General features: G+C 44.1%; 23 protein-coding genes. 17 read left to right on the top strand and 6 right to left on the bottom strand.

Going from position 1 to position 25,881, the window contains the following annotated elements:
• Window positions 1-86: 86 nt before the first annotated feature.
• Genes porK through porN form a run of 4 tightly spaced genes read left to right on the top strand, consistent with a single transcriptional unit; the run spans window position 87 to window position 4,835 of the window.
• The gene (gene porK / locus AC07NA_RS13505; protein ID WP_494898079.1) at window positions 87-1,388 is read left to right on the top strand and encodes a T9SS ring complex lipoprotein PorK/GldK; all 1,302 of its coding nucleotides are present in this window, start codon (window positions 87-89) and stop codon (window positions 1,386-1,388) included.
• A gap of 52 nt (window positions 1,389-1,440) precedes the next feature.
• Complete coding sequence (porL, locus tag AC07NA_RS13500) at window positions 1,441-2,247, top strand: type IX secretion system motor protein PorL/GldL (protein ID WP_494898077.1); 807 nt, start codon at window positions 1,441-1,443, stop codon at window positions 2,245-2,247.
• Window positions 2,248-2,302: 55 nt separating this feature from the next.
• A complete protein-coding gene (gene porM, locus AC07NA_RS13495; RefSeq protein ID WP_494898076.1) occupies window positions 2,303-3,835 on the top strand; it encodes a type IX secretion system motor protein PorM/GldM in 1,533 nt (510 codons plus the stop codon).
• A gap of 10 nt (window positions 3,836-3,845) precedes the next feature.
• On the top strand, window positions 3,846-4,835 hold the full coding sequence (gene porN / locus AC07NA_RS13490; RefSeq protein WP_345211598.1) for a type IX secretion system ring subunit PorN/GldN: 990 nt from the start codon (window positions 3,846-3,848) through the stop codon (window positions 4,833-4,835).
• A gap of 621 nt (window positions 4,836-5,456) precedes the next feature.
• Here porN and uvrC read toward each other — a convergent pair.
• From uvrC to porW, 3 genes are all read right to left on the bottom strand, one after another.
• Window positions 5,457-7,289 carry an excinuclease ABC subunit UvrC gene (uvrC, locus tag AC07NA_RS13485; RefSeq protein ID WP_494898074.1) on the bottom strand — a complete coding sequence of 611 codons (1,833 nt, stop codon included), beginning with the start codon at window positions 7,287-7,289 and terminating at the stop codon, window positions 5,457-5,459.
• A 91-nt stretch (window positions 7,290-7,380) separates the two neighbouring features.
• Complete coding sequence (locus AC07NA_RS13480; RefSeq protein ID WP_345211596.1) at window positions 7,381-9,621, bottom strand: transglycosylase domain-containing protein; 2,241 nt, start codon at window positions 9,619-9,621, stop codon at window positions 7,381-7,383.
• 3 nt (window positions 9,622-9,624) lie between these two features.
• On the bottom strand, window positions 9,625-12,507 hold the full coding sequence (gene porW / locus AC07NA_RS13475; protein WP_494898073.1) for a type IX secretion system periplasmic lipoprotein PorW/SprE: 2,883 nt from the start codon (window positions 12,505-12,507) through the stop codon (window positions 9,625-9,627).
• A 79-nt stretch (window positions 12,508-12,586) separates the two neighbouring features.
• Between porW and AC07NA_RS13470 the strand changes: the two genes are divergently transcribed.
• The 13 genes from AC07NA_RS13470 to AC07NA_RS13410 all read left to right on the top strand — a co-directional run bounded on the left by AC07NA_RS13470 (window position 12,587) and on the right by AC07NA_RS13410 (window position 23,853).
• The gene (locus tag AC07NA_RS13470) at window positions 12,587-12,817 is read left to right on the top strand and encodes an AtpZ/AtpI family protein (RefSeq protein ID WP_494898072.1); all 231 of its coding nucleotides are present in this window, start codon (window positions 12,587-12,589) and stop codon (window positions 12,815-12,817) included.
• Between the two features lies 1 nt (window position 12,818).
• Window positions 12,819-13,193, top strand: coding sequence for a hypothetical protein (locus AC07NA_RS13465; RefSeq protein WP_494898071.1), 375 nt, complete (start codon window positions 12,819-12,821; stop codon window positions 13,191-13,193).
• Window positions 13,194-13,213: 20 nt separating this feature from the next.
• Window positions 13,214-14,293 carry a F0F1 ATP synthase subunit A gene (atpB, locus tag AC07NA_RS13460; RefSeq protein ID WP_494898070.1) on the top strand — a complete coding sequence of 360 codons (1,080 nt, stop codon included), beginning with the start codon at window positions 13,214-13,216 and terminating at the stop codon, window positions 14,291-14,293.
• Between the two features lie 47 nt (window positions 14,294-14,340).
• Window positions 14,341-14,553, top strand: a complete 213-nt coding sequence (atpE, locus tag AC07NA_RS13455; RefSeq protein ID WP_345211591.1) for an ATP synthase F0 subunit C — start codon at window positions 14,341-14,343, stop codon at window positions 14,551-14,553.
• A gap of 94 nt (window positions 14,554-14,647) precedes the next feature.
• Window positions 14,648-15,145, top strand: a complete 498-nt coding sequence (gene atpF / locus AC07NA_RS13450; protein WP_494898069.1) for a F0F1 ATP synthase subunit B — start codon at window positions 14,648-14,650, stop codon at window positions 15,143-15,145.
• Between the two features lie 48 nt (window positions 15,146-15,193).
• The gene (gene atpH, locus AC07NA_RS13445; RefSeq protein ID WP_345211589.1) at window positions 15,194-15,745 is read left to right on the top strand and encodes an ATP synthase F1 subunit delta; all 552 of its coding nucleotides are present in this window, start codon (window positions 15,194-15,196) and stop codon (window positions 15,743-15,745) included.
• A gap of 35 nt (window positions 15,746-15,780) precedes the next feature.
• On the top strand, window positions 15,781-17,355 hold the full coding sequence (atpA, locus tag AC07NA_RS13440; RefSeq protein ID WP_345211588.1) for a F0F1 ATP synthase subunit alpha: 1,575 nt from the start codon (window positions 15,781-15,783) through the stop codon (window positions 17,353-17,355).
• A 72-nt stretch (window positions 17,356-17,427) separates the two neighbouring features.
• Complete coding sequence (gene atpG, locus AC07NA_RS13435) at window positions 17,428-18,327, top strand: ATP synthase F1 subunit gamma (RefSeq protein WP_345211587.1); 900 nt, start codon at window positions 17,428-17,430, stop codon at window positions 18,325-18,327.
• 178 nt (window positions 18,328-18,505) lie between these two features.
• Complete coding sequence (locus tag AC07NA_RS13430) at window positions 18,506-19,387, top strand: DUF4349 domain-containing protein (protein WP_494898067.1); 882 nt, start codon at window positions 18,506-18,508, stop codon at window positions 19,385-19,387.
• A gap of 48 nt (window positions 19,388-19,435) precedes the next feature.
• Window positions 19,436-19,624, top strand: coding sequence for a hypothetical protein (locus AC07NA_RS13425; RefSeq protein WP_345211585.1), 189 nt, complete (start codon window positions 19,436-19,438; stop codon window positions 19,622-19,624).
• A 359-nt stretch (window positions 19,625-19,983) separates the two neighbouring features.
• A complete protein-coding gene (locus tag AC07NA_RS13420; protein WP_494898066.1) occupies window positions 19,984-21,435 on the top strand; it encodes an SDR family oxidoreductase in 1,452 nt (483 codons plus the stop codon).
• Between the two features lie 209 nt (window positions 21,436-21,644).
• Complete coding sequence (locus AC07NA_RS13415; RefSeq protein WP_494898064.1) at window positions 21,645-22,550, top strand: TIGR01777 family oxidoreductase; 906 nt, start codon at window positions 21,645-21,647, stop codon at window positions 22,548-22,550.
• Window positions 22,540-23,853, top strand: a complete 1,314-nt coding sequence (locus tag AC07NA_RS13410) for a cryptochrome/photolyase family protein (protein WP_494898063.1) — start codon at window positions 22,540-22,542, stop codon at window positions 23,851-23,853. The genes AC07NA_RS13415 and AC07NA_RS13410 overlap by 11 nt, the downstream gene beginning before the upstream one ends.
• A gap of 1 nt (window position 23,854) precedes the next feature.
• Here the strand turns inward: AC07NA_RS13410 and AC07NA_RS13405 are convergent, their stop codons facing one another.
• The 3 genes from AC07NA_RS13405 to AC07NA_RS13395 all read right to left on the bottom strand — a co-directional run bounded on the left by AC07NA_RS13405 (window position 23,855) and on the right by AC07NA_RS13395 (window position 25,861).
• The gene (locus AC07NA_RS13405) at window positions 23,855-24,787 is read right to left on the bottom strand and encodes an FKBP-type peptidyl-prolyl cis-trans isomerase (protein WP_494898061.1); all 933 of its coding nucleotides are present in this window, start codon (window positions 24,785-24,787) and stop codon (window positions 23,855-23,857) included.
• A complete protein-coding gene (locus AC07NA_RS13400) occupies window positions 24,788-25,294 on the bottom strand; it encodes an FKBP-type peptidyl-prolyl cis-trans isomerase (RefSeq protein WP_494898060.1) in 507 nt (168 codons plus the stop codon).
• 108 nt (window positions 25,295-25,402) lie between these two features.
• Entirely contained in the window at window positions 25,403-25,861 is a 459-nt protein-coding gene (locus tag AC07NA_RS13395) for a MarR family winged helix-turn-helix transcriptional regulator (RefSeq protein ID WP_494898059.1), read from the bottom strand.
• Window positions 25,862-25,881: the final 20 nt, after the last annotated feature.

Genomic DNA, 25,881 nt, shown 5'->3' with positions numbered 1-25,881 from the left:
AAAATGTTTTTTTTGTTTGATTAGCCAAAGTTTTATCTTAGGCCAATCTATTTATGTTATAGCATCTAACTGAACTTGATTTGAAGATGAAGCAGATATACTTTTTAATTGCGGTTTTGGCCGGAGGCATTTTAAGTGGTTGCCACAACGGAGGTGGCGGCGAAGTAACCGGGGTACCGCAAAGGTCATTCAGATCTGAAGTCCCGCTGAACATGGTTTATATACCCGGCGGTTCCTTTTTAATGGGGCAAACCGATCAGGATGTTACCTTTTCGCAGATAGCGCAAACCAAACAGGTAACCGTATCGCCGTTTTTTATGGATCAAACGGAGATCTCTAACACCCAATACAAACAATACGTAAACTGGGTGCGCGATTCGATAGCCATTGTAAACTACCTGGCCGATCAAAAATATTTCATTCAGCCCAAAGCAGGCAGCGGCGCTACAGGTCAAAAATTCATTAACTGGGAATATGTACGCAAAAACCCGGTTTGGAATTTCAGAAAAGGCAATAACAACGCCGCCAAACTGCAAACTATGTATTACCAGGGACAGGATCGTATTTTTGACCGTAATGAGGTTGATGTACGCTTGCTGAAATACAACTATGCCGTTATGGGCTTACGTGGCGCGGCCAACAACAAAAATAATAAAGACATGAAGCGTTCGGATTTCATTTTACGTGATACCGTTAACGTTTACCCCGATACACTGGTTTGGTTAAGCGATTTCGCCTATGCCGCCAATGAGCCTATGGTTGAAGGTTATTTTTCGCACCCGGCTTTTCGTAACTACCCTGTAGTGGGTGTTACCTGGCGCCAGGCACGCGCCTTTAACGTATGGCGCACCCGCTTTAACGATTCGTATAAAGATTCGCGCGGTTTACCGCACCGTTCGCCATACAGCCTGCCTACCGAGGCAGAGTTTGAATACGCGGCACGCGGCGGTAGGATTGGTACCAATTACCCTTGGGGTGGCCCTTACATCAAAAACGCCAAAGGGTGCCTGATGGCTAACTTTAAACCCGGTCGTGGTAATTATACCGACGACGGTGGCGCTTACACCGTGAACGTGCGCTCTTACTTCCCTAACGATTACGGCTTGTATAACATGGCCGGTAACGTAGCCGAGTGGACAGCCTCATCTTACGACCCCTCATCATCATCATTTGTGAGCGATATGTCGCCAACGTTTAACTATGAAGCTAAACCAAGCGACCCTGAAATATTAAAACGTAAAGTAGTTAGAGGTGGCTCATGGAAAGATGTGGGCTATTTTCTGCAAAACTCAACCCGTACTTACGAATACCAGGACACTGCTAAATCTTACATAGGTTTCCGTTGCGTAACTCACTACGTGGGCCGCGATATCAGGGACAAACGCTAAAAAGAAATTAAGAAACACCACATTTTTAATTAAATACAAAACACTACTACTTATGGCTGGAAAGAAAAAACCTTTCGGAATTGATAATATCATCTCAATAGGTGCAACCGTTGTAATTATCGGTCTGCTATTTAAAATAAATCACTATAAAGGCGCTGAATACCTTATCGCTATCGGACTTGGTGCCGAGGCTGTACTATTTTTAATTTTAGGTTTACAAAGAGATACTGAAGAAGTTGACTGGACACGTGCCTATCCTGAACTTGCTGATGACTATAATGGCGAACTGCCTAAAGTAGCAGCCCCACGTCAGGTAAGCACAGGTACTAACTTTTCAAACACTGCCGCTTTAGATAAAATGTTAACCGATGCCAAAATTGGCCCTGAACTGATTAGCAGCCTGGGTGATGGCTTGAGAACATTTGGTGATAAAGTGAGCAGCATATCAAAAGTTGCCGATGCCGGCGCTGCCACTACCGAGTTTGCTACCAAAGTTAAAAGCGCAAGCGCAAGCTACGATAACCTGAGCGTTGCTTTTGAAAAAGCATCAGTAAACTTAACAGAAATGGCTAACTCAAATACCGATTCAAAAGCCTATCACGAGCAAGTGAACAACCTGGCTAAAAACCTATCGGCTTTGAACGCTGTTTATGAACTTGAGTTGCAAGATTCAAGCGCGCACCTGAAATCAATGAATACGTTCTATCATAACCTGTCGCTTACCATGCAAAACTTCAACGAGTCGCTTGATGATTCTAAGCACTTTAAAGAAGAAGTTGGCCGTTTAGCTAAAAACCTGGCGTCGTTAAATTCAATTTACGGCAATATGTTAACGGCTATGAACCAGCCCCGCGTTTAATTTTTGCCGGTAATTAACAGGATTTTTTGATAACTATACATAACAAATAGAGCACATGGCCGGAGGCAAACAAACCCCCAGACAGCGGATGATAGGTATACTGTACCTGGTACTATTAGGCCTTATTGCCCTAAACGTACCCGACAGTTTACTTGACGCGTTTAAAAATATTACCGACAGCTTAGATAAATCAACAAGTAACGTTACTACCAGCATACAAAATACTTACACCGCTTTTGAGCAAACTAAACTTAAGGAACAACCTGAAAGGGCAAAACCGGTTTATGATAAAGCAAAAGAAGCAAGCCGTATAGCTGATGACCTTAACAAGTTTGTTGAACAACTAAAAGCTAAATTAATTGAAGAAGGTGGCGGCATTAATGAAACCACCGGTGATGTTGACAAACGCGATAATCTTGATATTTCTCCGCGTGTAATGATCACTGATAAAAATGCAGATCTACTACGCACAAAAATAAACGAAACCCGCGAAAAATTAATAGGGTTGCTTGATGATAAAGATAAATCAGGCATCAACTTCTCATTAAATGCAGCCGACCTGCCTAAACGTGGCGGAGGTACAAAAAAATGGGATCAGGCAAACTTTGGTGATGGTATCCCATTGGGAGCAACCTTAACTACATTGGCCAAAATACAAGCCGATACAAAAAATGCCGAAAATGAAGTTGTAAAGAAAATATTAGGCAAGGTAGATCAGGCAGTAGTGAATTTGGATAAATTTTCGGCTGTAGCAGTTGCACCGTCAAGCTATGTAATAGCAGGGCAGCCCTATACTGCCGAGGTATTCCTTACCGCGTCTGATTCAAAATCGAGCCCGGCTATTTCAGTTAACGGCAGCAGTCTTTCGGTAGCCGATGGCAAGGGTAAATACTCAGTAGGTACCGGTAAAGAAGGCGTGTTTACATGGGTAGGTAAAATAACCGTTAAACAAAATGACGGTACCATGAAAACCTACGAAACACAACCTCAAAAATACACCGTGGCCCGTCCGTCAGCAGTGGTATCGCCTGATAAAATGAACGTTTTATACATTGGCGTCCCTAACCCTGTTTCGGTATCGGCACCGGGTATTGCTACCAACAGTATTAAAGTAAGTATCAGCGGCGGTTCAATCAGTGGCTCAGGTGGTCACTATACAGCTAACGTTAGTTCAATAGGTAATGCGACTATAACCGTTTCGGCAGAAACCTCGCCGGGCAAATCGCAGGTATTGGGCAGCACTTTATTCCGTGTAAAACGTATTCCTGATCCTAAAGCGCAGTTTGCAGGTAAAAGCAGTGGTAGCACAAGCGCGGCCAACATACGCGGACAAGACAGAATTTTTGCTAAATTGGAGAACTTTGAATTCGATGCTAAGTTTAACGTAACCCGCTTTAGCCTTTTACTGGCAAAACCAAGGCAGGATGTAATTATCCTGAGCACTTCGGGTAACGAATTATCAGGCCAGATGAAAGCGGCATTGGGTACGGTAACACCGGGTACTAAAGTTATTTTCAGTAACATAGTTGCTGTTGGTCCCGATGGTACACAACGCGGCCTCGATGATATAATTATTTCGGCTAATTAAGAGTAGAGATATGAAGAAGAGTATTTTAGTTATTGTGTTATGCCTGGCCTGCGTGGCCTCGTCGTTCGCACAAAAACGCAGCACCAAACGTAATAAAACAACCAAGTTTAAAACAACTACTACACGGAGGCCAAAAACCACCAGCCCTGTAGTTGATAACGCGGCGCTTAGTCAAAAACAAACGTTAGCACCGGTTGATACTACGCCGGTAAAACAGTTTGACAGGCCGATGGATGGTTATTACACCAAAACCAGCATTACCTCAGTGAGCAAAAAAGCTACGCCATACCCTGCTTTAAGGGAGGCTGATGTGGTTTTCGCTAAACGTGTTTGGCGCGAAATTGATGTGCGCGAAAAGATGAACCAGTACTTGGCTTCGCCGAAATCGCGTTTAATTGATGCTTTGCTTACCGCTATTGATAATGGCGAATTGCAAGCGTACGACCCAAGCCCGAACCCTAAACAGAATGATCCTAACGGTGACGCTTTCTCTACCCCGCTAAAACCGGGTCAGGCCCGTTCAAGGATGGCCGATAGCAGCATGGTTGATCAGTTTGATAAGGATGGCAACAAAATTGGCTCGACCTTTAAAGCCGGCGAATTTAACCCTGACAGTGTGGTGAAATTCAGAATTAAAGAAGACTGGATATTTGACAAACAACGCTCAGTATTTGAGCCGCGCATTGTGGGTATAGCACCATTAGTGAAACCAAAAGCAGGTGGTTTAGACCTCGGTTATCAGCCTGCATTCTGGGTGTACTTCCCGGAGGCCCGTAACATCCTGGCCACTAAAGAAGCCGTTAGTCGCAACAGCGATGCCACAGGTTTAACCTTTGATGATTGCTTTAACAAAAGGATCTTCTCCAGCTACATCGTTAAAGTATCAAACGATAAGGACGAACGTATAAAAGATTATGCACAAGGCATAGATCAGTTATATGAAGCCGAAAGAATAAAGAAGAACCTAATGGACTGGGAACTTACTTTGTGGGAATACTAACCAAACTCTATATATGCCCCGTTTCCTAAAAGGGCTAAAGAAACCCGATCAGTTTAACTGATCGGGTTTCTTGTTTTAGAGGGAGGATGGTTTTTTTATAAATAAAACCTTTTTGTCATGTCATCCTGAGGAACGAAGGATCTAATAAATGATTGACAAGAATAAATGTATAATAGATTCTTCGTTCCTCAGAATGACAGGGTGTATAATGGAAGAGGTCACTAAATAGTGACCTCTTCCATTGGTTTCGTAAATCCTGATTCCTAAATCACTCTACAGTCGCTCGGCTCCAGCCAACAGGTGTTGGGAAGATTAAAATTTTGTCATTTCGAACGAGGAACGAGGAGAAATCTTCTGCGTCGAGCAAGTAGCAGACATGCATGGCGAGAAGAAGATCTCTCACTGCGTTTCGAGATGACAAGTAGTCTTCCCAACACCTGTGAGCTCCAGCCGAGTGGTAACTATCCCGCGGCCTCCGGCCGCACTACAAAAATGTTGAATGTGTACGGCCGGAGGCCGGGTAATAATGGTCACTTGGCTGGAGCCAAGCGACTGTAGTTTTTTGTTTTTATTATCTTAAATCCTGATTCCTGAATCTAAATTCTTGATTCTAAACAACAGTTATTCCTGCTCTTCAAAAGCTTCGCCCTCTATTGGTTCCGGGTTAAAGTAACCCAATATGGCTTTTGCCTGTTTCAGGTTAACTACTTCCATCAGTTCATCCTCTTTGGCTTCGCGGATTTTTTTGACTGATTTAAAGTATTTCAGGAGCTTCTCGCTGGTGGTTTTGCCTATGCCCTCTATCAGTTCCAGCTCGGTGACCAAAGTGCCCTTATCGCGCTTTTTGCGGTGGAAGGTGATACCAAAACGGTGGGCCTCATCACGCAGGTGCTGGATCACTTTCAGCGTTTCCGATTTTTTATCGAGATACAGCGGATATTGATCGCCGGGATAATACAACTCTTCCAGGCGTTTGGCTATACCAATAACTGTCACCTGTTTATCAATCCCCAATAAGCGTAGGCTCTTTAAAGCTGAGGATAGCTGCCCCTTGCCACCATCAATGATGATGAGCTGCGGCAGTTCTGTTCCTTCATCAAGCATACGGCGGTAGCGGCGGTGTACGGCCTCTTCCATAGTGGCAAAGTCGTTGGGGCCTTCTACCGTTTTTACGTTGAAGTGGCGGTAATCCTTTTTGGATGGCTTGCCATCCCTGAATACCACAATGGCAGATACCGGATACTTACCCTGAAAGTTGGAGTTATCAAAACACTCAATATGGCGCGGCAGCTGGTTCATGCGCAAATCTTTCATCATTTGCGTCAGCAGGCGCTCTGTGCGTACTTCCGGGTTCAACTTTTCGTACTGGTCTATCTTTTCCTTTTTAAAGAACTGCACATTCTTTTGCGACAGGTCGAGCAGTTTGCGTTTCTCGCCCAGCTTGGGTACGGTAAACTTTATTGAGGCATCGTCGAGATCTATATCAAATGGCACAATGATCTCGCGCGACTGGCTGTTATATCTGCTCCTGAACTCGGAGATAGCCAGTGTAAGCAGTTCCTCGTCGCTTTCATCCAGGCGCTTTTTAAGCTCTATGGTTTGCGTTTGAATGATGGTACCGTTCATCACCTTCAGGAAGTTCACAAAGGCGTATTTCTCTTCAGAGGCGATGCTGAAAACATCCACATCGGTAATAGATGAGTTTACTACGGTAGATTTACTTTGGTATTTCTCCAGCAGATCATACTTGCGTTTTAGCTTATGTGCCAGTTCAAAGTTCATCTCTGTGGCAGCCTTATCCATTTCGGCTTTCATAGAGCGCACTACAGCCCCTATTTTACCATTCAGGATATTGGTGATCTCCTCAATGCTGTTATCATAATCATCCTCCGTTTGGTAGTTTTGGCAGGGGCCTTTGCAGTTACCCAATTGGTACTCCAAACAAACTTTGAACTTGCCTTTGTCAATATTTTCGCGGGTTAGCGCAAGGTTGCAGGTGCGCAGTGGGTAGGTTTCTTTAATGAGCCCCAGTATGGTGTGCATCATACTTACCGAAGCATACGGCCCCAGGTATTTTGAACCATCGCGCACAATGCGGCGTGTCCAGTATATGCGCGGGAAGTTTTCGTTCTTGATGATGATCCACGGGTAGGTCTTATCATCCTTCAGCATTACATTGTAGCGCGGCTGATGCTTTTTGATCATGCTGTTTTCCAGCAGCCAGGCATCTACCTCGGTATCAACAATGGTAAAAGTAATGTTGCGTATTTTGGATACCAATACCCGTGTTTTGGCATTTACGTTGGTATCCTTATTAAAATAGGATGTTACACGGTTGCGCAGGTCTTTAGCCTTGCCTATGTATATCAGTTCCTTCTCATCGTTCCAGAATTGATATACACCGGGCTTGTGCGGCACATTCTTTAAAGCTGCCCTGTAATCAAATCTCTCCATACCCCCTAACCCCCTGAAGGGGGAATAAGTTTAATAATATTTTTATAATTAATCAGCGTGTGTTCCGCAGCATATGAGCTTACGGAAGCGCTTAAAATTCCAGTTTTTCGTCTACCTCGTTGGTGCCTTGCTGCTGCTCGCTGTAGGCGCCGCAATTGATCTGAATATTCACACCCGACTTAGGCGGATCAAAATCAACATTTTGCTTAATACCAAGTGCCTTGTTGGCATATACCTTTTGCATATATAAGGCAAACACAGGCAGTGCCGAATTAGCTCCTCCCCCAACTTTAGTACTGTTAAAGTGGATGGCACGGTCTTCGCAGCCTGTCCACACGCCGGTAACCAGTTGCGGGGTAACGCCTATAAACCAGCCATCGGAGTTGTTTTGGGTAGTACCCGTTTTACCGCCTATAGGGTTATTTAATTTATATTTATAACGCACTCTCGAACCTGTACCATCTTCTACCACGCCTTTCAGCATATAGGTCATTACGTAAGCGGTTTGCTCGTTAAGCGCCTGCCTAATGTTGGTATGGTGCTCATATAGTACGTTTCCGTTCTTGTCTTCAATACGCAGCAGGTAAGTTGGCTCCGTCCATAAACCGTGATTGGCAAAGGCCGAGTAAGCGCCCGTCATATCATAAACCGATGCGTTGAACGTACCCAAACAGATAGCCGGGTAAGGGCCAATATCCGGACTGGTGATACCCATCTTTTTGATCAGTTCCATCACCGGCAGCGGTTTCACCTCATTCATTACATAAGCAGTAACGTAATTTTGCGAGTAGGCCATCGCTTTACGCAGGGTGATGGTGCCCGGCAAAGTACCTTCGGGTGATGAACCGGGAGTCCATGGCTCGCCGTAACCTGTAATGGTTACCGGCTCATTCGGGATCTCCATACATGGCGAGTAACCATTTTCAATAGCTACCGCATAAGTAAATGGTTTTGCCGTTGAGCCCACCTGCCTGGTACCCATTTTTACCTGGTCGTATTTAAAATGCTCAAAGTTGGTGCCACCCACCCAAGCCTTTACGTAGCCGGTGGTCGGGTCCATGCTCATCAGCGCGTTGCGCAGCAATAGCTTACAATACACAATCGAGTCGATAGGTTTCATTACGGTATCTATATCACCTTTCCAGGTGAACAGGTTCATCTTTACAGGCGTGTTAAAGTCCTGCTGAATTTCCTCGTCGGTTTTACCTTGCAGTTTTAATGATTTATATCTATCTGTACGGTACATACCCTGATCTAACAGTTGTTTAAAGCTCGGGATCTTTTTCCAAAGGCTTTTACCTTTCCATTGCGCATTAAACTGCGCTTGCAGGCCACGCATATATTCCTTTTGCGCCTCCTCGGCGTAGCGTTGCATGGTGGCATCCAGTGTGGTGTATATTTTCAATCCGTCGCGGTCAAGATCATACGGCGTGCCATCGGCCTTGGTAATGTTCTTGTCGACAAACAATTTTTGGATCTCTTTTTTAAGCACCGCCCTGAAATATGGTGCCGAACCTTCGTTATGGTTGATCTTTTTAAACTGCAAACCAAGCGGTTTCTGCTTAAACTCATCTACCTGCCCATCGCTTAAATAACCCATTTCCTGCATGCGGCGCAATACCAGGTTACGGCGGTTAAGGGCATTTTCGGGGTGATTAATGGGCGAATAAATACCCGGGCCATTCACCATACCTACCAATAAAGCCGCCTGATCGGGCGTTAATTGCTCGGGTGTGGTATTGAAATAAGTAATAGCGGCCGATTTAATACCGTATACGTTATAAGCGCCAAAATCAACCGTATTGAGGTACATGGTGATGATCTCTTCTTTAGTATAATGGCGTTCAATTTTCACAGCGGTTATCCACTCCTGCATTTTTTGAACAATACGTTTCAGCGGGTTATGCGCCCTTTCGGAGAACAGGTTCAGCGCTAACTGCTGGGTAATGGTACTTCCACCCTGTTTTTTACCAATAAGGTTATAAAATATAATGCTGAATGTACGGTTAAAATCAATACCCGAGTGCTCATAAAAGCGACTATCCTCTGTTGCTACCAACGCGTTAATTACGTTGGGAGAAATCTCTTTATAAGTTACGTTCGACCGGTTTTGAATAAAGTAGGTACCCAGCAATTGCTTGTCAGACGATATTACCTCCGATGCCAAATTGCTTTTAGGGTTTTCCAGATCGCGGAAAGATGGCAGTTCGCCAAAAATACCGAACGCGGTAAGCAGGAACATGATAACAACAAATGAAAAGCCGGCAATTACAAAACGCCATATATACCAGTTGTATCTTCTTGTATCCTGTGGTGAAAGTTTAACGATCATTTTTTAAAAATTGTCCTGATAATACTCAACGTAATTATCCAATGTTTTCTTGTCTGTTAGTTTATCCAGATTTTGCTGCGTGATGATAAAGAAACTGTATTTTTCCTTCGGCACCTTCATAATATCCGGCATCAAAGGTACAATAGAACGGGCATAAATTTTAACGGCCTCCAAACTATAAAAACGTCCCACAAAAATCAGCTGGTTATTGGCCCCAACATCCTTCAACTGGTGCTTAATATCTATTCCCTGGTAGCGCGAGCGGTTAAACTGCCCCACCCCAAAACGCGACGATGATAAACTTGTTCTGTTATCGGCCACATTGATCACAAAATAGTAATTGGTTTTATCGTTCTCGGTAAACGGATAAGCCTTTTTAGGCTTCGCCGGAGCATTTGCAGCGCTATCAACCACCGGCTTGTTACCGGCAATTACAGGTACATCAACAAGCTTATTATTTACCGAATCAGTTGCCGATCTTTCTATCACCGGCCTGTCCAATGCTTTCACCTCGCCTAATGTAAGCGGCTTAGCCTTGTTTACTGCGGCGGCATTGGGCTGTTTTTGTTTAGCGCCTTCTATCGGTTTTTCAATCCGCCGCTCGGCCACCTGTGCAAATTGGGGTTGCAAAGGTTCAATTGGCGTTTGCAAGAATGGAATATAATCATCATCGAGCAGGGCGAAACGGCGCGCAGCAATTTCGGCGGTATGGCTTTCAATAAAGGCAAGGTGCTGTTTTACCAGCGGGGTTACCAATTGATCGTCGGGATATTTATTAACCTCGGCTATCAGGTCGGCCTTAAATGGCGGCAGTTTTACCTGGTGCCCGTTGGCAATGATCTTCAGGTATTCTAACTGCGATGATAGTTTATTGAGCGGATATTGCTGCAACAACATGTCCGCCTGTTGTATCACATCGGTATATTTTCTTTGCGCGTAAAGGTCGTACACCTGGTTGTACAGGGCATTAAACTCGGCATCGGCATCGCTGATGTGTTTGGCATATTCCGGGTCGAGTATCACCTTGGCATATGGGGTATCGCCATACTCTTTCAGCAGGCGGTTCTTGTAATCTTCGGCCTTGGCTACATCAATATCACTGTATAAACGGTACAGGTTATAATATATAGATGATTTATTAGGATGATCCGGGAATCGCGCCAGCAACAGTTCGTAATTAGCGATAGCTTCCTTTTTATCCTCCAGTATATCCCGGTAAAAATTACCGATATCGAGATAGGCATTATATATCTTCAGGTTCGATTCCAGCATCTGATCTTCCGTGTATGGAATACTTTGCACCAGCTCCTGCCGGTAATTGCTGTTAGATACCGTTTGCACATCCTTTTGCGCGCTGGTATTCACCACCGCGTCGGGATCGTTAGTAGTATTGTTCACCGTGAGGTTACTGTTACTGCGCTGACTTCTTCTCCAGTTATCTTCCAACCGGCGGTTACCCCATTTACGCTTGAATACCGAAAAACCCTGACTAACCGCCTTGTTATTATAAAAGTAAAAGCTGTTGCCATCGGGCGTACTGGCTTGCGGATTTTGGGTATAGTCGGCAAGGTTACCCGGCGTTACGTTATTATTCAATGGTGCCGATACCCTTTGCTGCTGCTGCATGGTATTGCGGTTCACCATCTCATCAATTTTTGCCTTGCGGGCATCTTCGCTAAGCCCGGCCAGCATTTGCAGGGTATCTTCGTGGGCTATTATCTTCAGGTTATCGGTTAATAGTTGCAGGTTATCGCTCTTCTTTTTAATGGTGATATATACCGGGTAATTGGGCGACAGGTTAGCCAGCGTACTATCATAGTACATTTTGGCATTCACATAATCGGCCTTGTTCTTAAAATACACATCGGCCAGGCGCAGGTACGACAGGCCTTTTTGATTTTGGTTTTGTAAACTGTATTTGGTTGATAGCTTATAGTTATCTATCGCCTTATCTACATCGCCCTCGGTATAATAGATCTGCGCTATCTGGTAATAGATCTGGTCGGTAAATTCCTTATTGTTTTGATTTTTGAGCAGCGACCGCAACTTGTCAACCCGGCTGATCTTAACGCCGTCGCGTTTATCTTCAATACGTATACGGTTCAAATCAGCATTAAAGGCCATCCCAAACGACGCGTTACTGCGCACAATGCGGGTATAGTTGGCAATGGCATCGGCAGGTTTTTGGTTCAGTTCCTGTAATTGCGCCAGTATAAACGTCCACCGCAAGCGCTGCATGGTGCTGTTGCTGTACTTAATAGCGCTAACGGCCATTTGCTCGGCATCGGCATACTCCTGTGCCACAATATCGTATTGCAGTTTGGAGGCATACACATCGGCAGTAATATTTTTTTTAGGGTTGATGTTTTGTATGGCAGTATCCAATATCAGTTTGGCCTGTTCCTGCTGTTTAAGGTATAGCAACGCGCGGGCTTTCCAAACCAAAGCCTCCTGTACCAGTTCGGGCTTTTCGGTATATGATCGTATCACATAATCAAAATACTCCACCGCGTTAAAGTAGTTACTGCCTAAATAATTGGCTTTACCCAGCACGAGGTAGGCATCGCCGAGGTAGTTACTTTGCTCCTTAAAGTTGATTATGGTTTGCGCTTTTGAAATGGCCGCGGCTAAATCTTTATCTTCGCCGGTAACAGCCGCGGTATCCTGGTAAACGCTTAGCATTTCGGTGTAGTTGTCAACAAAGCTGGCCGCGTAGGCGTCCTGTTTTTGTTTGAGGATTTCGCGGGCGTTGAAGAGGATATTATAATGAGCGGTAAGATTTTGTAAGCGACGGTTTAACCCGCTTTTTTTTTCGAGAGAACAGGCCGCCAGCAGCAAAATGACGATCAAAAGGCTAAAACGGCGTAGGGTAGAATAGATGCTCACGTTCCTCAAAATAATTCCGGTTTTTTAAAAGCTTTGCTAAATTAACAAATACTATACAATAGGTTTAATAAATTTGCGCATGGCCCAAAATGAACAAAAAGGAGGCGACAACCTTAATAAAGCCGCCGGCGGCTACGCCAAATACACCGGTTTGGCAGTGCAAATGATGGTTATTATTGGCGGTTTTGCCTACGCAGGCTATAAAATTGACCAGGCAAATAACCATAAGGTGCAATGGGTAACCGTTGTGCTTGCCCTCGCCGGGGTTTTCATCTCGCTGTTTTTGGTTATAAAAGCTGTTAAAAATTAATATGTACCGCACCCTTATATCCTTCCTTTTTTTTAGCGTATTACTGGCCCTGCCGCCACTGGCACTTACTTATACGGGTAATGCAAAATGGGTGTTGCCGCAATTTTGGGGCATATTTATTTTATTGACAGCATTAACGCTCATCCTGATAGTTTCGGTAGGGGTAATACAAAAAAGACTCCCCGAAATGTATGCACAAACCTTTTTAATATTCACTATCATAAAAATGATAATGGGCATGGCGCTGGCCTTATTACTGGTATTAAAAACCAGTGTTGACCGCAGCGTATTTATGGTCAATTTCTTTTATGTATATTTTCTAAATACCGGCTTTGAAGTTTATGTTTTGTTACGTAACTTGCGCAACCAAAATTAAAAGTAAAAAACACTCATTTAATGGATTTTAGCCACATTTTGAACTCAAAAAAAATAGCTTTAAGCCTCGTTTTAGGCGTTTTTTTGTCTTTTTGCACTTGTAAAACTTTTGCGATACAGGAAGAACATACCGCCGAACATGCTACCGAGACCAGCCACGAAGAAAAATTTAACCCGAGCAAAACCATACTTGAGCACATAGCCGATTCGCATTCTTTCCACATTTGGGGACATCTATCTGTACCATTGCCGGTGATACTTTATACCGACAAAGGCGTTGAGTTCTTCATGTCGGATGTTTTTGGCCATGAGGGTGAAGAAAAGCATCAGGGTAAGTACTATACTTACGCTTTGGTACACGACAAAATTAAAGCGGTTGATGAAGCCGGTGCAATCAATGAATCAGCCAAGGTTTATGATTTTTCATTCACCAAGAACGTTGCTTCTATGTGGCTGTCAATCATCCTGCTGTTCATCATTTTCTTTAGCGTAGCATCTACCTACAAAAAACGCGTTGGTAAAGCGCCTAAAGGCCTTCAATCATTCATAGAGCCTATTATTGTGTTTGTACGCGATGATATTGCCCGCCCAAACATCGGTTACAAATACCAACGCTTTATGCCGTTACTGTTAACCATGTTCTTCTTTATCTGGATCAACAACCTTATCGGTTTAATTCCTTTCTTCCCGGGAGGTTCAAACTTAACAGGCAATATATCATTAACGCTGGTAATGTCGGCCATTACATTAATTGTGGTTAACGTTAACGGTAATAAATACTACTGGAAACACATCTTTTTACCTGATGTACCATTTTGGTTATATCCAATTATGTGGCCGGTAGAGTTGATCGGTATCATATCAAAGCCATTCGCATTGATGATTCGTTTGTTTGCTAATATTACAGCAGGCCACATCATCGTGTTGAGCTTAATATCGCTGATCTTCGTATTCAAAAGTGTTGCTATAGCACCGGTTTCAGTTGCATTCGTTGTATTTATGGATGTGCTGGAGTTACTGGTTGCCTTGTTGCAGGCCTTTATATTTACACTGCTTACCGCGCTGTTTATAGGTACTGCCGTTGAAGAGCATCACCACTAAAATTTGTAAATAACTATATATTATATATTAACTTTAAATTTAAAACAATGATTGGAAGTATCGCTGCAATTGGTGCAGGTTTAGCAGTTATCGGTGCCGGTATCGGTATTGGTCAGGTTGGTGGTAAAGCAATGGAAGGTATTGCACGTCAGCCGGAAGCTGCTTCAAAAATCCAAACTGCAATGATCATCGCTGCCGCTCTTATCGAGGGTGCTGCTTTGTTCGGTGTGGTTGTATCATTCCTGGGTTTAGGTAACTAATCCTTCCCGGAAAAACTTATAACCGTACCCGGAGCGATTGGCAACAGGTACGGTTATTTTAACATTTAACTTTAAAAAACTATATATACAAGGAATGAATCCATTAGTTACCCCTGAGCTTGGTTTAGTAGTTTGGACGACCATATCATTCGCGATATTGTTCTTCTTACTGGCAAAATTTGCCTGGAAACCAATCATGAGCGCTATTGATGACAGGGAGCGTTCAATTGAAGATGCTTTGTTAAAAGCAGAAGCCGCTAAAGATGAGATGGCCCGCCTAACCAGCGAAAACGACTCGTTAATTAAACAAGCACGTATTGAGCGTGACCATATATTACAGGATGCCCGCAAACTGAAAGATCAGATTGTGGCTGATGCCAAAGAGGCTGCACAAAAAGAAGGTGCACGCATGATTGAGCTTGCCCGCGTTGAAATTAACAACCAGAAAGCTATCGCGATGGCTGATGTTAAAAACCAGGTATCTGCTTTATCACTGCAAATTGCCGAAAAGGTATTACGCAAGCAGTTTGAAGATCAAAGCAAACAGGATGCCCTGGTTGCCGACCTGTTGAAAGAAATCAATTTAAAATAATACAATTTCGGAACTTCGAAAATCTGAAAACCGAATAAAAAGCAAAGCATGTCAGAATTAACAGTAGCATCCAGGTACGCCAAATCACTCATCGACCTTGCCACCGAGCAAAACGTTGTTGAGGAGACAAAAGCCGATATGGTTTTCTTTCTGAAAGTATTAAAGGAAAATACGCAGTTAAATGCTGTTTTAGGTAACCCTATTGTTTCGCAAAGCAAAAAAGTAAGCATTGTTGATGCCATATTTGGCGGCAAGGTGAGCAAGCTGTCTATCAGCTTTTTCAACATCATGATCAACAAAGGCCGCGGCGAAGTTTTATTAACCACCGCTAACGAGTACATCAACCTTTATAATCTTAAAAAGAACATTATAAAGGCTACTGTAACCTCGGCAAGCCCGCTTACCGAAGCTAACAAACAAAAGATGATAGCTGATGTACAGGCGGCTACAGGCAGCAACAGCGTAATTTTAGATGCTAAGGTTGACCCGGCTTTAATTGGTGGCTTTGTACTAACCGTTGGCGACAGGCAAATTGATACCAGCATAGCCAGCGACCTTAAGAAACTGAAAACCGAATTTGCACAAGCGGCAATTCAATAATTAAAATCTCAAAAAACTCTAAAATAAGTTAAAAAATGGTAGAGGTAAGACCAGACGAAGTATCAGCAATTTTGCGTCAGCAGTTGGCAGGCTTCAAGTCAGAATCCGAATTAGAAGAAGTAGGTACCGTACTGCAAGTAGGTGACGGTATCGCACGCGTTTACGGATTAACAAAAGTACAATCAGGTGAGCTGGTTGAGTTTAATAATGACCTGCAAGGCATTGTACTTAACCTTGAAGAAGACAACGTGGGTGTGGTATTGTTAGGTTCATCTGAAAACATTAAAGAAGGCGATACTGTTAAGCGTACCAACAAAATTGCTTCGGTAAACGTTGGTGAAGGCATGCTTGGCCGCGTAGTGAATACCCTGGGTATTCCTATCGATGGTAAAGGCCCTATCGCCGGTACTACTTACGAGATGCCTCTGGAGCGTAAAGCACCGGGTGTTATCTACCGTCAGCCGGTTACCGAGCCCCTGCAAACAGGTATCAAAGCTATCGACGCGATGATCCCTATTGGCCGTGGCCAACGTGAGCTGGTTATTGGTGACCGCCAAACAGGTAAAACCGCTGTTTGTATCGATACCATTATCAATCAAAAAGAATTTTATGATGCCGGCCAGCCGGTTATCTGTATATATGTTGCCTGCGGACAAAAAGCATCAACAGTAGCTAACATTGTACGTACGCTTGAAGAAAAAGGTGCTATGCCTTATTCTATCATTGTTGCGGCAAACGCTTCTGACTCTGCTACCATGCAGTTCTTTGCTCCTTTCGCGGGTGCTGCTATCGGCGAGTACTTCCGTGATACAGGTCGCCCTGCTTTGATCATCTATGATGATTTATCAAAACAAGCGGTAGCTTACCGTGAGGTATCGTTATTACTACGTCGTCCACCGGGCCGTGAGGCTTACCCTGGTGACGTATTTTACCTGCACAGCCGTTTATTAGAGCGTGCCGCTAAGATCAACGCCAATGATTCAATCGCGCAGGCGATGAATGATTTGCCAGAGTCTATCAGGAGCATCGTTAAAGGTGGTGGTTCATTAACCGCTCTTCCTATCATCGAAACTCAGGCAGGTGACGTATCAGCATACATCCCAACCAACGTAATTTCAATTACCGATGGTCAGATCTTCCTGGAATCGAACCTGTTTAACGCGGGTGTTCGTCCGGCTATTAACGTAGGTATTTCGGTATCACGTGTGGGTGGTAACGCGCAAATCAAATCAATGAAGAAAGTTGCCGGTACCTTAAAGCTTGACCAGGCTCAATACCGCGAGTTAGAGGCCTTCTCTAAATTCGGTTCAGACCTTGATGCTTCTACCAAAACCGTACTTGATAAAGGTGCACGTAACGTAGAAATGCTTAAACAAGGCCAGTACTCACCGGTATCAGTTGAAAAACAAGTTGCCATCATTTACTTAGGTACTAAAAACCTGATGCGTAACGTACCTGTGAACAAGGTAAGAGAATTTGAAACAGAGTTCACCAACCAGTTAGAAGCTCGTCACCCGGAAGTATTAGCCGGCCTTAAAGCAGGTAAATTTGACGACTCACTTACCAGCGTACTGGAAACAGTAGCTAAAGAACTGTCAGGGAAATATTAATGTTGTATGTTGTATGTTATGAGTTGCAGGTAACGCTTTCAACTTATAACTTACAACTTGTAACCCACAAAAATGGCTAATTTAAAAGAAGTAAGAAACAGGATAGTATCAGTAGGCTCAACGCAGCAGATCACCAAAGCTATGAAAATGGTTTCGGCTGCTAAGCTTAAACGTGCTACCAACGCTATTATACAATTACGTCCGTATGCTAATAAGCTGAAGGATCTGTTGGCTAACCTATCGGCCGGTTTAGAGGATGGTTCATCGCCATACCTTCAAGAGCGCGAGCCGGTACGTGTACTGGTGGTTGTAATATCGTCAAACCGTGGTTTGGCCGGTGCTTTCAATACCAATGCTATTAAAACCGCCAACAATCTTATTGCCGAAAAATACAGCGAGCAACTGAAAGCCGGTAATGTATCTATCATCGCTATCGGTAAAAAAAGCCAGGAGTATTATCAACGCCGTAAATACAACGTTATTGGTAACAATAATGACCTGTACCTTGATCTTAACTTTCAAAATGCTTCAAAAATAACCGAAAGCATTATGAAAGGCTTTTCTGACGGGCAGTACGACCGTGTTGAGCTGGTGTATAACCATTTCAGGAACGCGGCAGTACAATTTCAAATAGCCGAGCAGTTATTGCCTGTGCCAAAGGCTGAGGTTGCTAAAACCGAGATCAAAGAAAAAGGTATACAGCAACAAGTTGATTACATTCTTGAGCCATCGAAAGAGGAAATTGTAGAGCAATTGATCCCTAAGAATATCAAGATTCAGCTTTACCGCGCGATACTGGATTCGCACGCGTCTGAGCACGGCGCCCGTATGACGGCTATGGATAAGGCTACTGAAAACGCAGGCGACCTGTTGAAAGCCCTTAAGCTTTCGTACAACCAGGCACGCCAGGCAGCCATCACTACCGAGCTTACCGAGATTGTGAGCGGCGCGGCAGCACTTTCAAACGGCTAATAAAAAAAGACCACTTTTAAATTTAATATATAAGGCCCCCTGAATTCAGGAGGCCTTTTTTGTGCTTATTATTTTACGCTGTAAATGAGCCTGTTATTTGTAACATTTATGCTGACGTGGCGGTGCTAAGGTTACCTTTTTCAATACGCCGGTATTAATAACAAAATCAACTAACATTATGAAAACCAGTATTTTATTTATACTGCTCTCCGGAGCGGTGATGCTATTCTCATGCAAAAACTCTGCTGAATACAAGGCGCTGAACAGTAACAGCAGCGACACCACATTGGTAGCCGCCGACAGCGTGGCATCTACCCAAACCAAACTGATCAAAACGGCTGACATCTCTTTTAAAGTAAAGGATGTAGCGCAAACGGGCGAACGCATATCGGCCCTGGCGGCGCATTACAACGGTATGGTAACGCATCATCAAATGCAGTCGGAAGTGATCAGCAATCGGAATATTGAATTGGGTAACGACTCTATGCGGCATGTATCGGCCTTTAATACAACTGCCGACATGACGGTACGTATTCCATCGCCCAAGCTGGAGGAGTTTATGAATACCGTAAGCCACATGGGTATATATGTAACCTTTCGTAAAATGGATATTGAGGACAAGACCTTAGATTACTTATCCTCGCAAATGAAGCTCGACAGCCGGGCCGAGTTGGTAAAGCAGCAAAAGAATGGCCGGATGGTGGTAAAGCATCCCGAAGATATCTTGTACTTTAAAGACGAACTGGTTGACGAGCAGATCAACAACCGCCGTATTGACGACGCGGTAAAATACAGCGTGGTAACTATCGGTTTTTACCAAAGCAACACCATTATGCAGGAGGTTGTAGCTAATGACGATGTCGACAGTTACCATATCCCCTTCCTGAGCCAGATGAAACTTTCGCTGCTGAACGGGCTGGATATTTTTATGACCGTTGTAGTAGCGCTTACCAATTTGTGGGTGTTTATTTTGCTTGGAGTAGCTGTATGGCTGGCAATAAGGGCTTACCGTAAGAAAAATCCGCTATTGCTGCCTAATAAAACTTTAACAGATGTGTAGCTTTTTCGCTAAACATTTTTATTTTTGCAGCAACAAAATTTCAATATCATGAGTTCATTAGAAAACGCTAACGCGGAAGGACACTATAAATTATTAATTGTTGCTATCGTTATCGGTTTATTCGGAGTATTTTTCCGTTTCGTCGGCGAAACCTCAATCTACTCATGGGTAGCAAACATTGCCCTGGTTATCGGCAGTTTAATAGCATTCAAAGCAGTATTCGCTATACTTAAATAAGCATAGCTGCATTAAAATATCAAAAGCGCCTTTGTTGTACAGAGGCGCTTTTTTTGTGATTGCTGTTTTTGTGCCCACGGCCGGAGGCCGGGTAATATTTGCCACTCGCCAGGAGGCGAGCGGCTGTTGGGTCGCTGTCATCTCGACCGTAGGGGGAAATCTTATTCATAATGCATGTCTGCTACTTGCTAAATGAAGAAGATTTCTCCTCGTTCCTTGTTCGAAATGACAAAAATTTAGTCATCCCAAAACCTGAGCCCCAAAGCGAGCGGCGGCAGCGCCCTCCCTCTTTTTTGACTTTTGAATTTTCACTTTTGAATTAATAAAAAACACCTTTGCCCATCACTTGTTGCAGCTACATGAAAGTGTTGCTTGCAGGTGCTAACGGATACATAGGAACCCGCCTCATTCCGGTTTTACTGGAGAAAGGCCATGAAGTGGTATGCCTTGTGCGCGACAAACGGCGCTTTCATGAGCAAAGTGATTTTAGTGATAAGGTTACCCTCATTACCGGCGACCTGCTGCGCGAAAAGAACATAGAGGCTTTCCCCAATGATATTGATGCGGCCTATTACCTGGTGCATTCCATGTCGCAATCGCCGGATTTTGCAGAGCTCGAAGCATTATCGGCTCATAACTTTACCCAACAGCTGAATAAGACCCGCTGCCGACAGATCATCTTTTTGAGCGGCATTGTTAACGACAGTAACTTATCGAAGCACCTGCTATCGCGCAAGCATGTAGAAGAGGTACTTAAAGAAGGTAATGCTGCACTTACCGTATTACGTGCAGCCATCATCATCGGTTCGGGAAGTGCCTCGTTCGAGATCATCCGCGACCTTACCGAAAAGCTACCCATAATGACTGTACCAAAATGGGTAAACAACCGCTGTCAGCCTATAGGCATCCGTGATGTGCTGGGTTATCTGGAGGGTGTTTTGCTCAATGAAAAAGCCTTCGACGGCACATTCGATATTGGCGGCCCGGATGTGTTAACCTTTCGGCAGATGATGCTTACTTATGCCAAAGTACGCGGGTTAAAGCGCTATATTATTACTATCCCGTTCTTATCACCTAAAATATCATCCTACTGGTTATACTTTGTTACCTCTACCAGTTTTTCGCTGGCCAATAGTTTGGTAGAAAGTATGAAGAACGAAACCGTATGTAAGGATAAGGCCATTGATGAAGTGGTGTCGCGTAAATGCCTTACTTACGAGGAGTGTTTAACGCTGGCATTTGAAAAGATCGAACAAAACTCTATAGTTTCGAGTTGGAAGGATGCGCTGAACGGGGGCTATTTGCATTCCGGCTTTATGGACCAGATAAAGGTACCGCAAAACGGAACTATGGAATACAAGGTAAAACTGCCTTTCGAGAGTGATACCAGTAAGGTGATGGGCAATGTATGGTCGATAGGGGGTAACCGTGGCTGGTATTATTGGGACTGGATCTGGAACATCCGTGGATTTTTGGATAAGGTATTCGGCGGGGTTGGTTCACGCAGGGGGCGCACAAGTAATATCAATATTTCGCCCGGCGACGTGATAGATTTTTGGCGCGTTTTACTGGCCGACAAGGTAAATAAACGCCTGCTGCTATACGCAGAAATGAAACTGCCCGGCGAGGCCTGGCTGGAATTTAAAATAGTTGAACGCCATAATAAGAAATTTTTGAGCCAGGTAGCTACCTTTAGGCCCAACGGATTATGGGGACGTTTATATTGGTATTTGATGTGGCCCTTCCACCTGTTTATATTTAACGGGATGGCCAAGCAGCTGATCAATTACGAAGAGGTGAAGAAGGTTTAGTCTATAGACGATGGTCGATAGTCCATGGGCGGAGAAGAGAAAGTCCATAGACGATGGTCGATAGTCCATGGACGGATACTTGTTTAAAGTACGCAATAACTAAGCAACTCCATCGACCATCGACTATGTACCATGGACTATCGACAATGGACTAAAACAACTAAAAAACACTATGGACCATCGACTATGGACCATGGACCAAAAAAACCATGAGCAAAAAAATACTACTCACCGGCGGATCGGGATTATTGGGGACACACCTCACCAAATTATTACTGGCTAAGGGTTATACCGTTAGTCACCTCGGCCGCAAGCCGGGTAAAAATCCGCAGGTAAAAACCTATATATGGGATATTGACAAGGGCACTATCGAAGCGCAGTGCATTGATGGCGTTGATACCATTATTCACCTGGCGGGTGCCGGTATAGCCGACAAACGCTGGACAGCTGCCCGCAAACAGGAAGTAATAGACAGCAGGATCAAATCCGCCGGACTTATTTACGAACTGCTACGAAATAAAGAGAATGCGGCAAAAACATTCATATCGGCATCGGGGGTTGGCTATTACAGCGACCGTGGCGATGAGGTGATGAGCGAAGACGACACGCCAGCAAACGACTTTTTAGGCCACTGCTGCGTGGTATGGGAACAGGCGGCCGATGCAGGCAAAAGTTTAGGCTTACGGATAGTTAAATTTCGTATCGGGGTAGTGCTTGATATTGGCGGCGGCGCGTTGCCTCAATTGGCAGCACCAATAAAATTTGGCTTCGGCACACCATTAGGCAGCGGTAAACAATGGATATCGTGGATACACTGGCACGATGTTGCCGAAATGTACCTCTACGCGGTTGAAAATGAAATAGAAGGGGTATACAATATGGCAGCCCCCAACCCGGTTACCAATAAGCAGCTTACACAGGCGGTTGCCAAACAAATCAAGCGGCCGCTTTGGTTGCCCAATGTTCCGAGCTTCGCGCTTAAACTATTTTTGGGTGAGATGGCTACGCTGGTTTTGGGCAGCACAAAAACATCGGCACAAAAAATTGAGGATGCCGGCTTTAGTTTTAAATACAATTTTGTTGAAGAAGCATTGAAAGATATTTATGGCAAATAAAACACCCGTAACCGTTTTTTGGTTCAGGCGCGATCTGCGGTTAGATGATAATGCCGGTTTATACCATGCCCTTAAAAGCGGCAACCCGGTATTGCCGTTGTTTATTTTCGACAAAGAGATTTTAGGCAAGCTGAAGGATAAACACGACGCACGGGTTACTTTCATCTACCAAGCGATAGAAGAACTCAACAGCGAGCTTAAAAAGTACGACAGCGCCTTGCTGGTAGCCTACGACAAGCCCGAGCATGCCTGGAAAGCCGTGCTGAAAGAATACGAAGTTGCCGCGGTGTATACCAATCACGATTATGAGCCTTATGCCAAAACACGAGATGAAGCCATTACCGATCTGCTTAAAAAGCATGATGTAGAATTTAAATCCTATAAGGATCAGGTGATCTTTGAGAAAGCCGAGGTGGTGAAAGATGACGGCAAGCCCTACACCGTGTTTACACCCTACAAGCGTAAATGGCTGGCTGCAATAAAACCTTTCTACCTAAAATCATATCCTACAAAAAAGTATCTCAAAAACCTGTTCGGCTTTAAGCCGCAGGCTATACCAACGCTTAAAGAGATGGGCTTTGAAAAAAGCGACCTCGAACTACCCGGTAAAAAATACAGCGATGTAATTGACGACTATGCCGAAAAGCGCGATTACCCGGCTGTACGCGGCACATCGCACATTGGCATACACCTGCGCTTTGGCACGTTGAGCATCCGCAAAGTAGCCGCAGAAGCGTCTGAAGCCAAAGAGAAAACCTGGCTGAACGAACTGATATGGCGCGAGTTTTACAGCATGATCTTATATCATTTTCCGCATACGATGGATCATGCCTTCCGGCCTGAGTACGACCGTATTAAATGGGAGAACAACGAAGAACAATTTGAGGCCTGGTGCGAAGGCCGTACCGGCTATCCATTGGTAGATGCAGGCATGCGCGAACTAAATGCCACCGGCTTTATGCATAACCGTATACGCATGCTTACTGCCAGTTTTTTAAGTAAGGATTTATTGATAGACTGGCGTTGGGGCGAACATTACTTTGCCGAAAAACTATTGGATTACGAAATGGCCAGTAACGTAGGCGGCTGGCAATGGGCAGCTGGCTCAGGTACAGATGCCGCGCCATACTTTAGGATATTTAGCCCCGACGCGCAAACCAAGCGTTTTGATAAGGACCTGAAGTACATAAAAAAATGGGTTCCGGAATATGCCGACTTCAGCAAATATCCAAAACCCATTGTTGATCACGCCTTCGCCCGCGAACGCTGTTTAAAAGCGTTTAAGGCGGCGTTGAGTAAATAACTTAATAATACGTTACCGCCGAGATAGAAAATTCATTCCGTATACATGAAAACGCAGGTATAGAAATTGAACCTACAATTGCACTGCTACGGCCAAACGCTAAGCGCGATGGCATAAGCAGGGAAATACTTTGCCCGGTTTTTGCCAGCTTCAACCCTTGCTGAACACCCAAAAGCTCGCCATCAATACTAACAGAGGCAGATGCGGTTGCCTGGTCAAATATCGTACCGTTAAACATGGTGCGTGTATAAGTGGCGGTAGCAGATGATGTTTGTGTAATTACCTGACCGGTATCAAGCCCCGATATTTTATAGTACAAGCCCGATGTTGCTTTGGTATATCCGGCAAGGCCGTTATCTGCCATGTATTTTTGTATAGCACGGTCATCATAATCTTTTAAATTATCAACAACGTGTACATAGTAATCTAAACACTGGTTACCGGCTATCCGCCCGTTTAATACGCTGCTGCTGCCCGAGCCTACACCGTTAACGCCATAAGCCATACGCGAAGGAATAAGCAAACGCATGCTTCCGCCCTGACGTTTCAAGACATTATATATCCCCAGTTCCAATCCTTTTGGCAAACCGTTCTTGGTAATATATCCTACAAATGTAGTAACGTGATTGCCTACAACAGTATCGGTAGAAGTATACTTGCCATCGAAACTCTTTATAGTGAATACTAATGATACCGTGTCAGAATACTTAAGATCGGCATCACCGGTACCCGGCTGAATAATTTTGTAATACATGCCGCTGGTATCGCCGCCGGTAGTATCACGCTTAAAATCGGTAAGATTATTAGCCGCTATATAGTTTTTGATCTGCTCATTATCATACGCTTTAATATCGGGGTAATTGCTGTCCCGTTTGCATGATGCTGCCAGTATAACCGTGCTTAATAGTAAAAATGTAAATAGTTTTTGTTTCATTTAGTTATTCGTTACATCGTATAATGTGATATCAAAATCAAGTATGGCATCAGCGGGTAAATTAGCCTCGGGGTGCGCGTACGGCCCATAAGCATACCGCGATGCCGCGATGATCCTGATCTCCCCTCCCCGCTGAATAAATGGTATACCCAGCTGCCATGCTTTTATAATATTTCCGCCCAATATGTATGATGGGTGAAAATCTGTTGTTTGTGCTACTACTTCACCGGTGCTTAACAGGCGGGTGGTTTGCCCCACCGTAACCAGTGTTGAATTGGTAAAAATATCGCTGCCAACACCCGGCTTTCTGATAATGTACCAAACGCCTATGGTATCGCCTACCCTTTTAACGCTATCGGCAAGGTTATTATCCTCAATATATTTTTGGATAATGCCATCGTCAATAACCGCCTGCGCCCTTGCCCGTTCAACACCTATGAGTGTTTTTTTACAGGCCGTTAGCGAAACGGCAAATAATAACGTTATTATCAACAGTAATCTGTTCATGTTTACTTTCAACCCGCAAATTTATCTTTTTATAATTCAAAAACAGCAGCTTAACATTTTTTAACGTTTGTGCATGGTGTTTATGGTGTACACGCCTAAATAATTCGGCTACACTTTTTGGTTATCGGGGTTATAGTTAATGGTGAGTTGATTGATCTTTTTTAATAATTGCGTAAGGTAGTCCCTGTCTTTTTCGCCGATGTGCTCGTTAAGGTAGTTGTTAAACTGCTTAACCAGTGCACGCGCAAACTGCCGTTTTTCAAGCCCGAGTTTGGTAAGATAGATCTTAACCGACCGCTTATCGCCAGCATTTGATTCGCGGTATATCAGCCCATCGGCTTCAATATTATTGAGCATGCGCGATAAACTGGTTGATTTTAAACCCAGCAACTGTGCCGCCTGCGATACCGTTGTGCCCTCCACCTCGTCAATATTAATGAGCAGGTAACCTGTTGATTGGGTAATGCCATGTTCAATAACCAGCTGGTTATATTTATTAGCCATGGTTTGCCACGCTATTTTTAACAGGTAATCAATGGTTTCCTGGTGCTTTAAGGTATTACGCATACTTCACAAACATAAATATT

Source organism: Mucilaginibacter sp. GW821-FHT07G05, from assembly GCF_059418565.1.
This window is presented reverse-complemented; position numbering and strand designations above follow the sequence as displayed.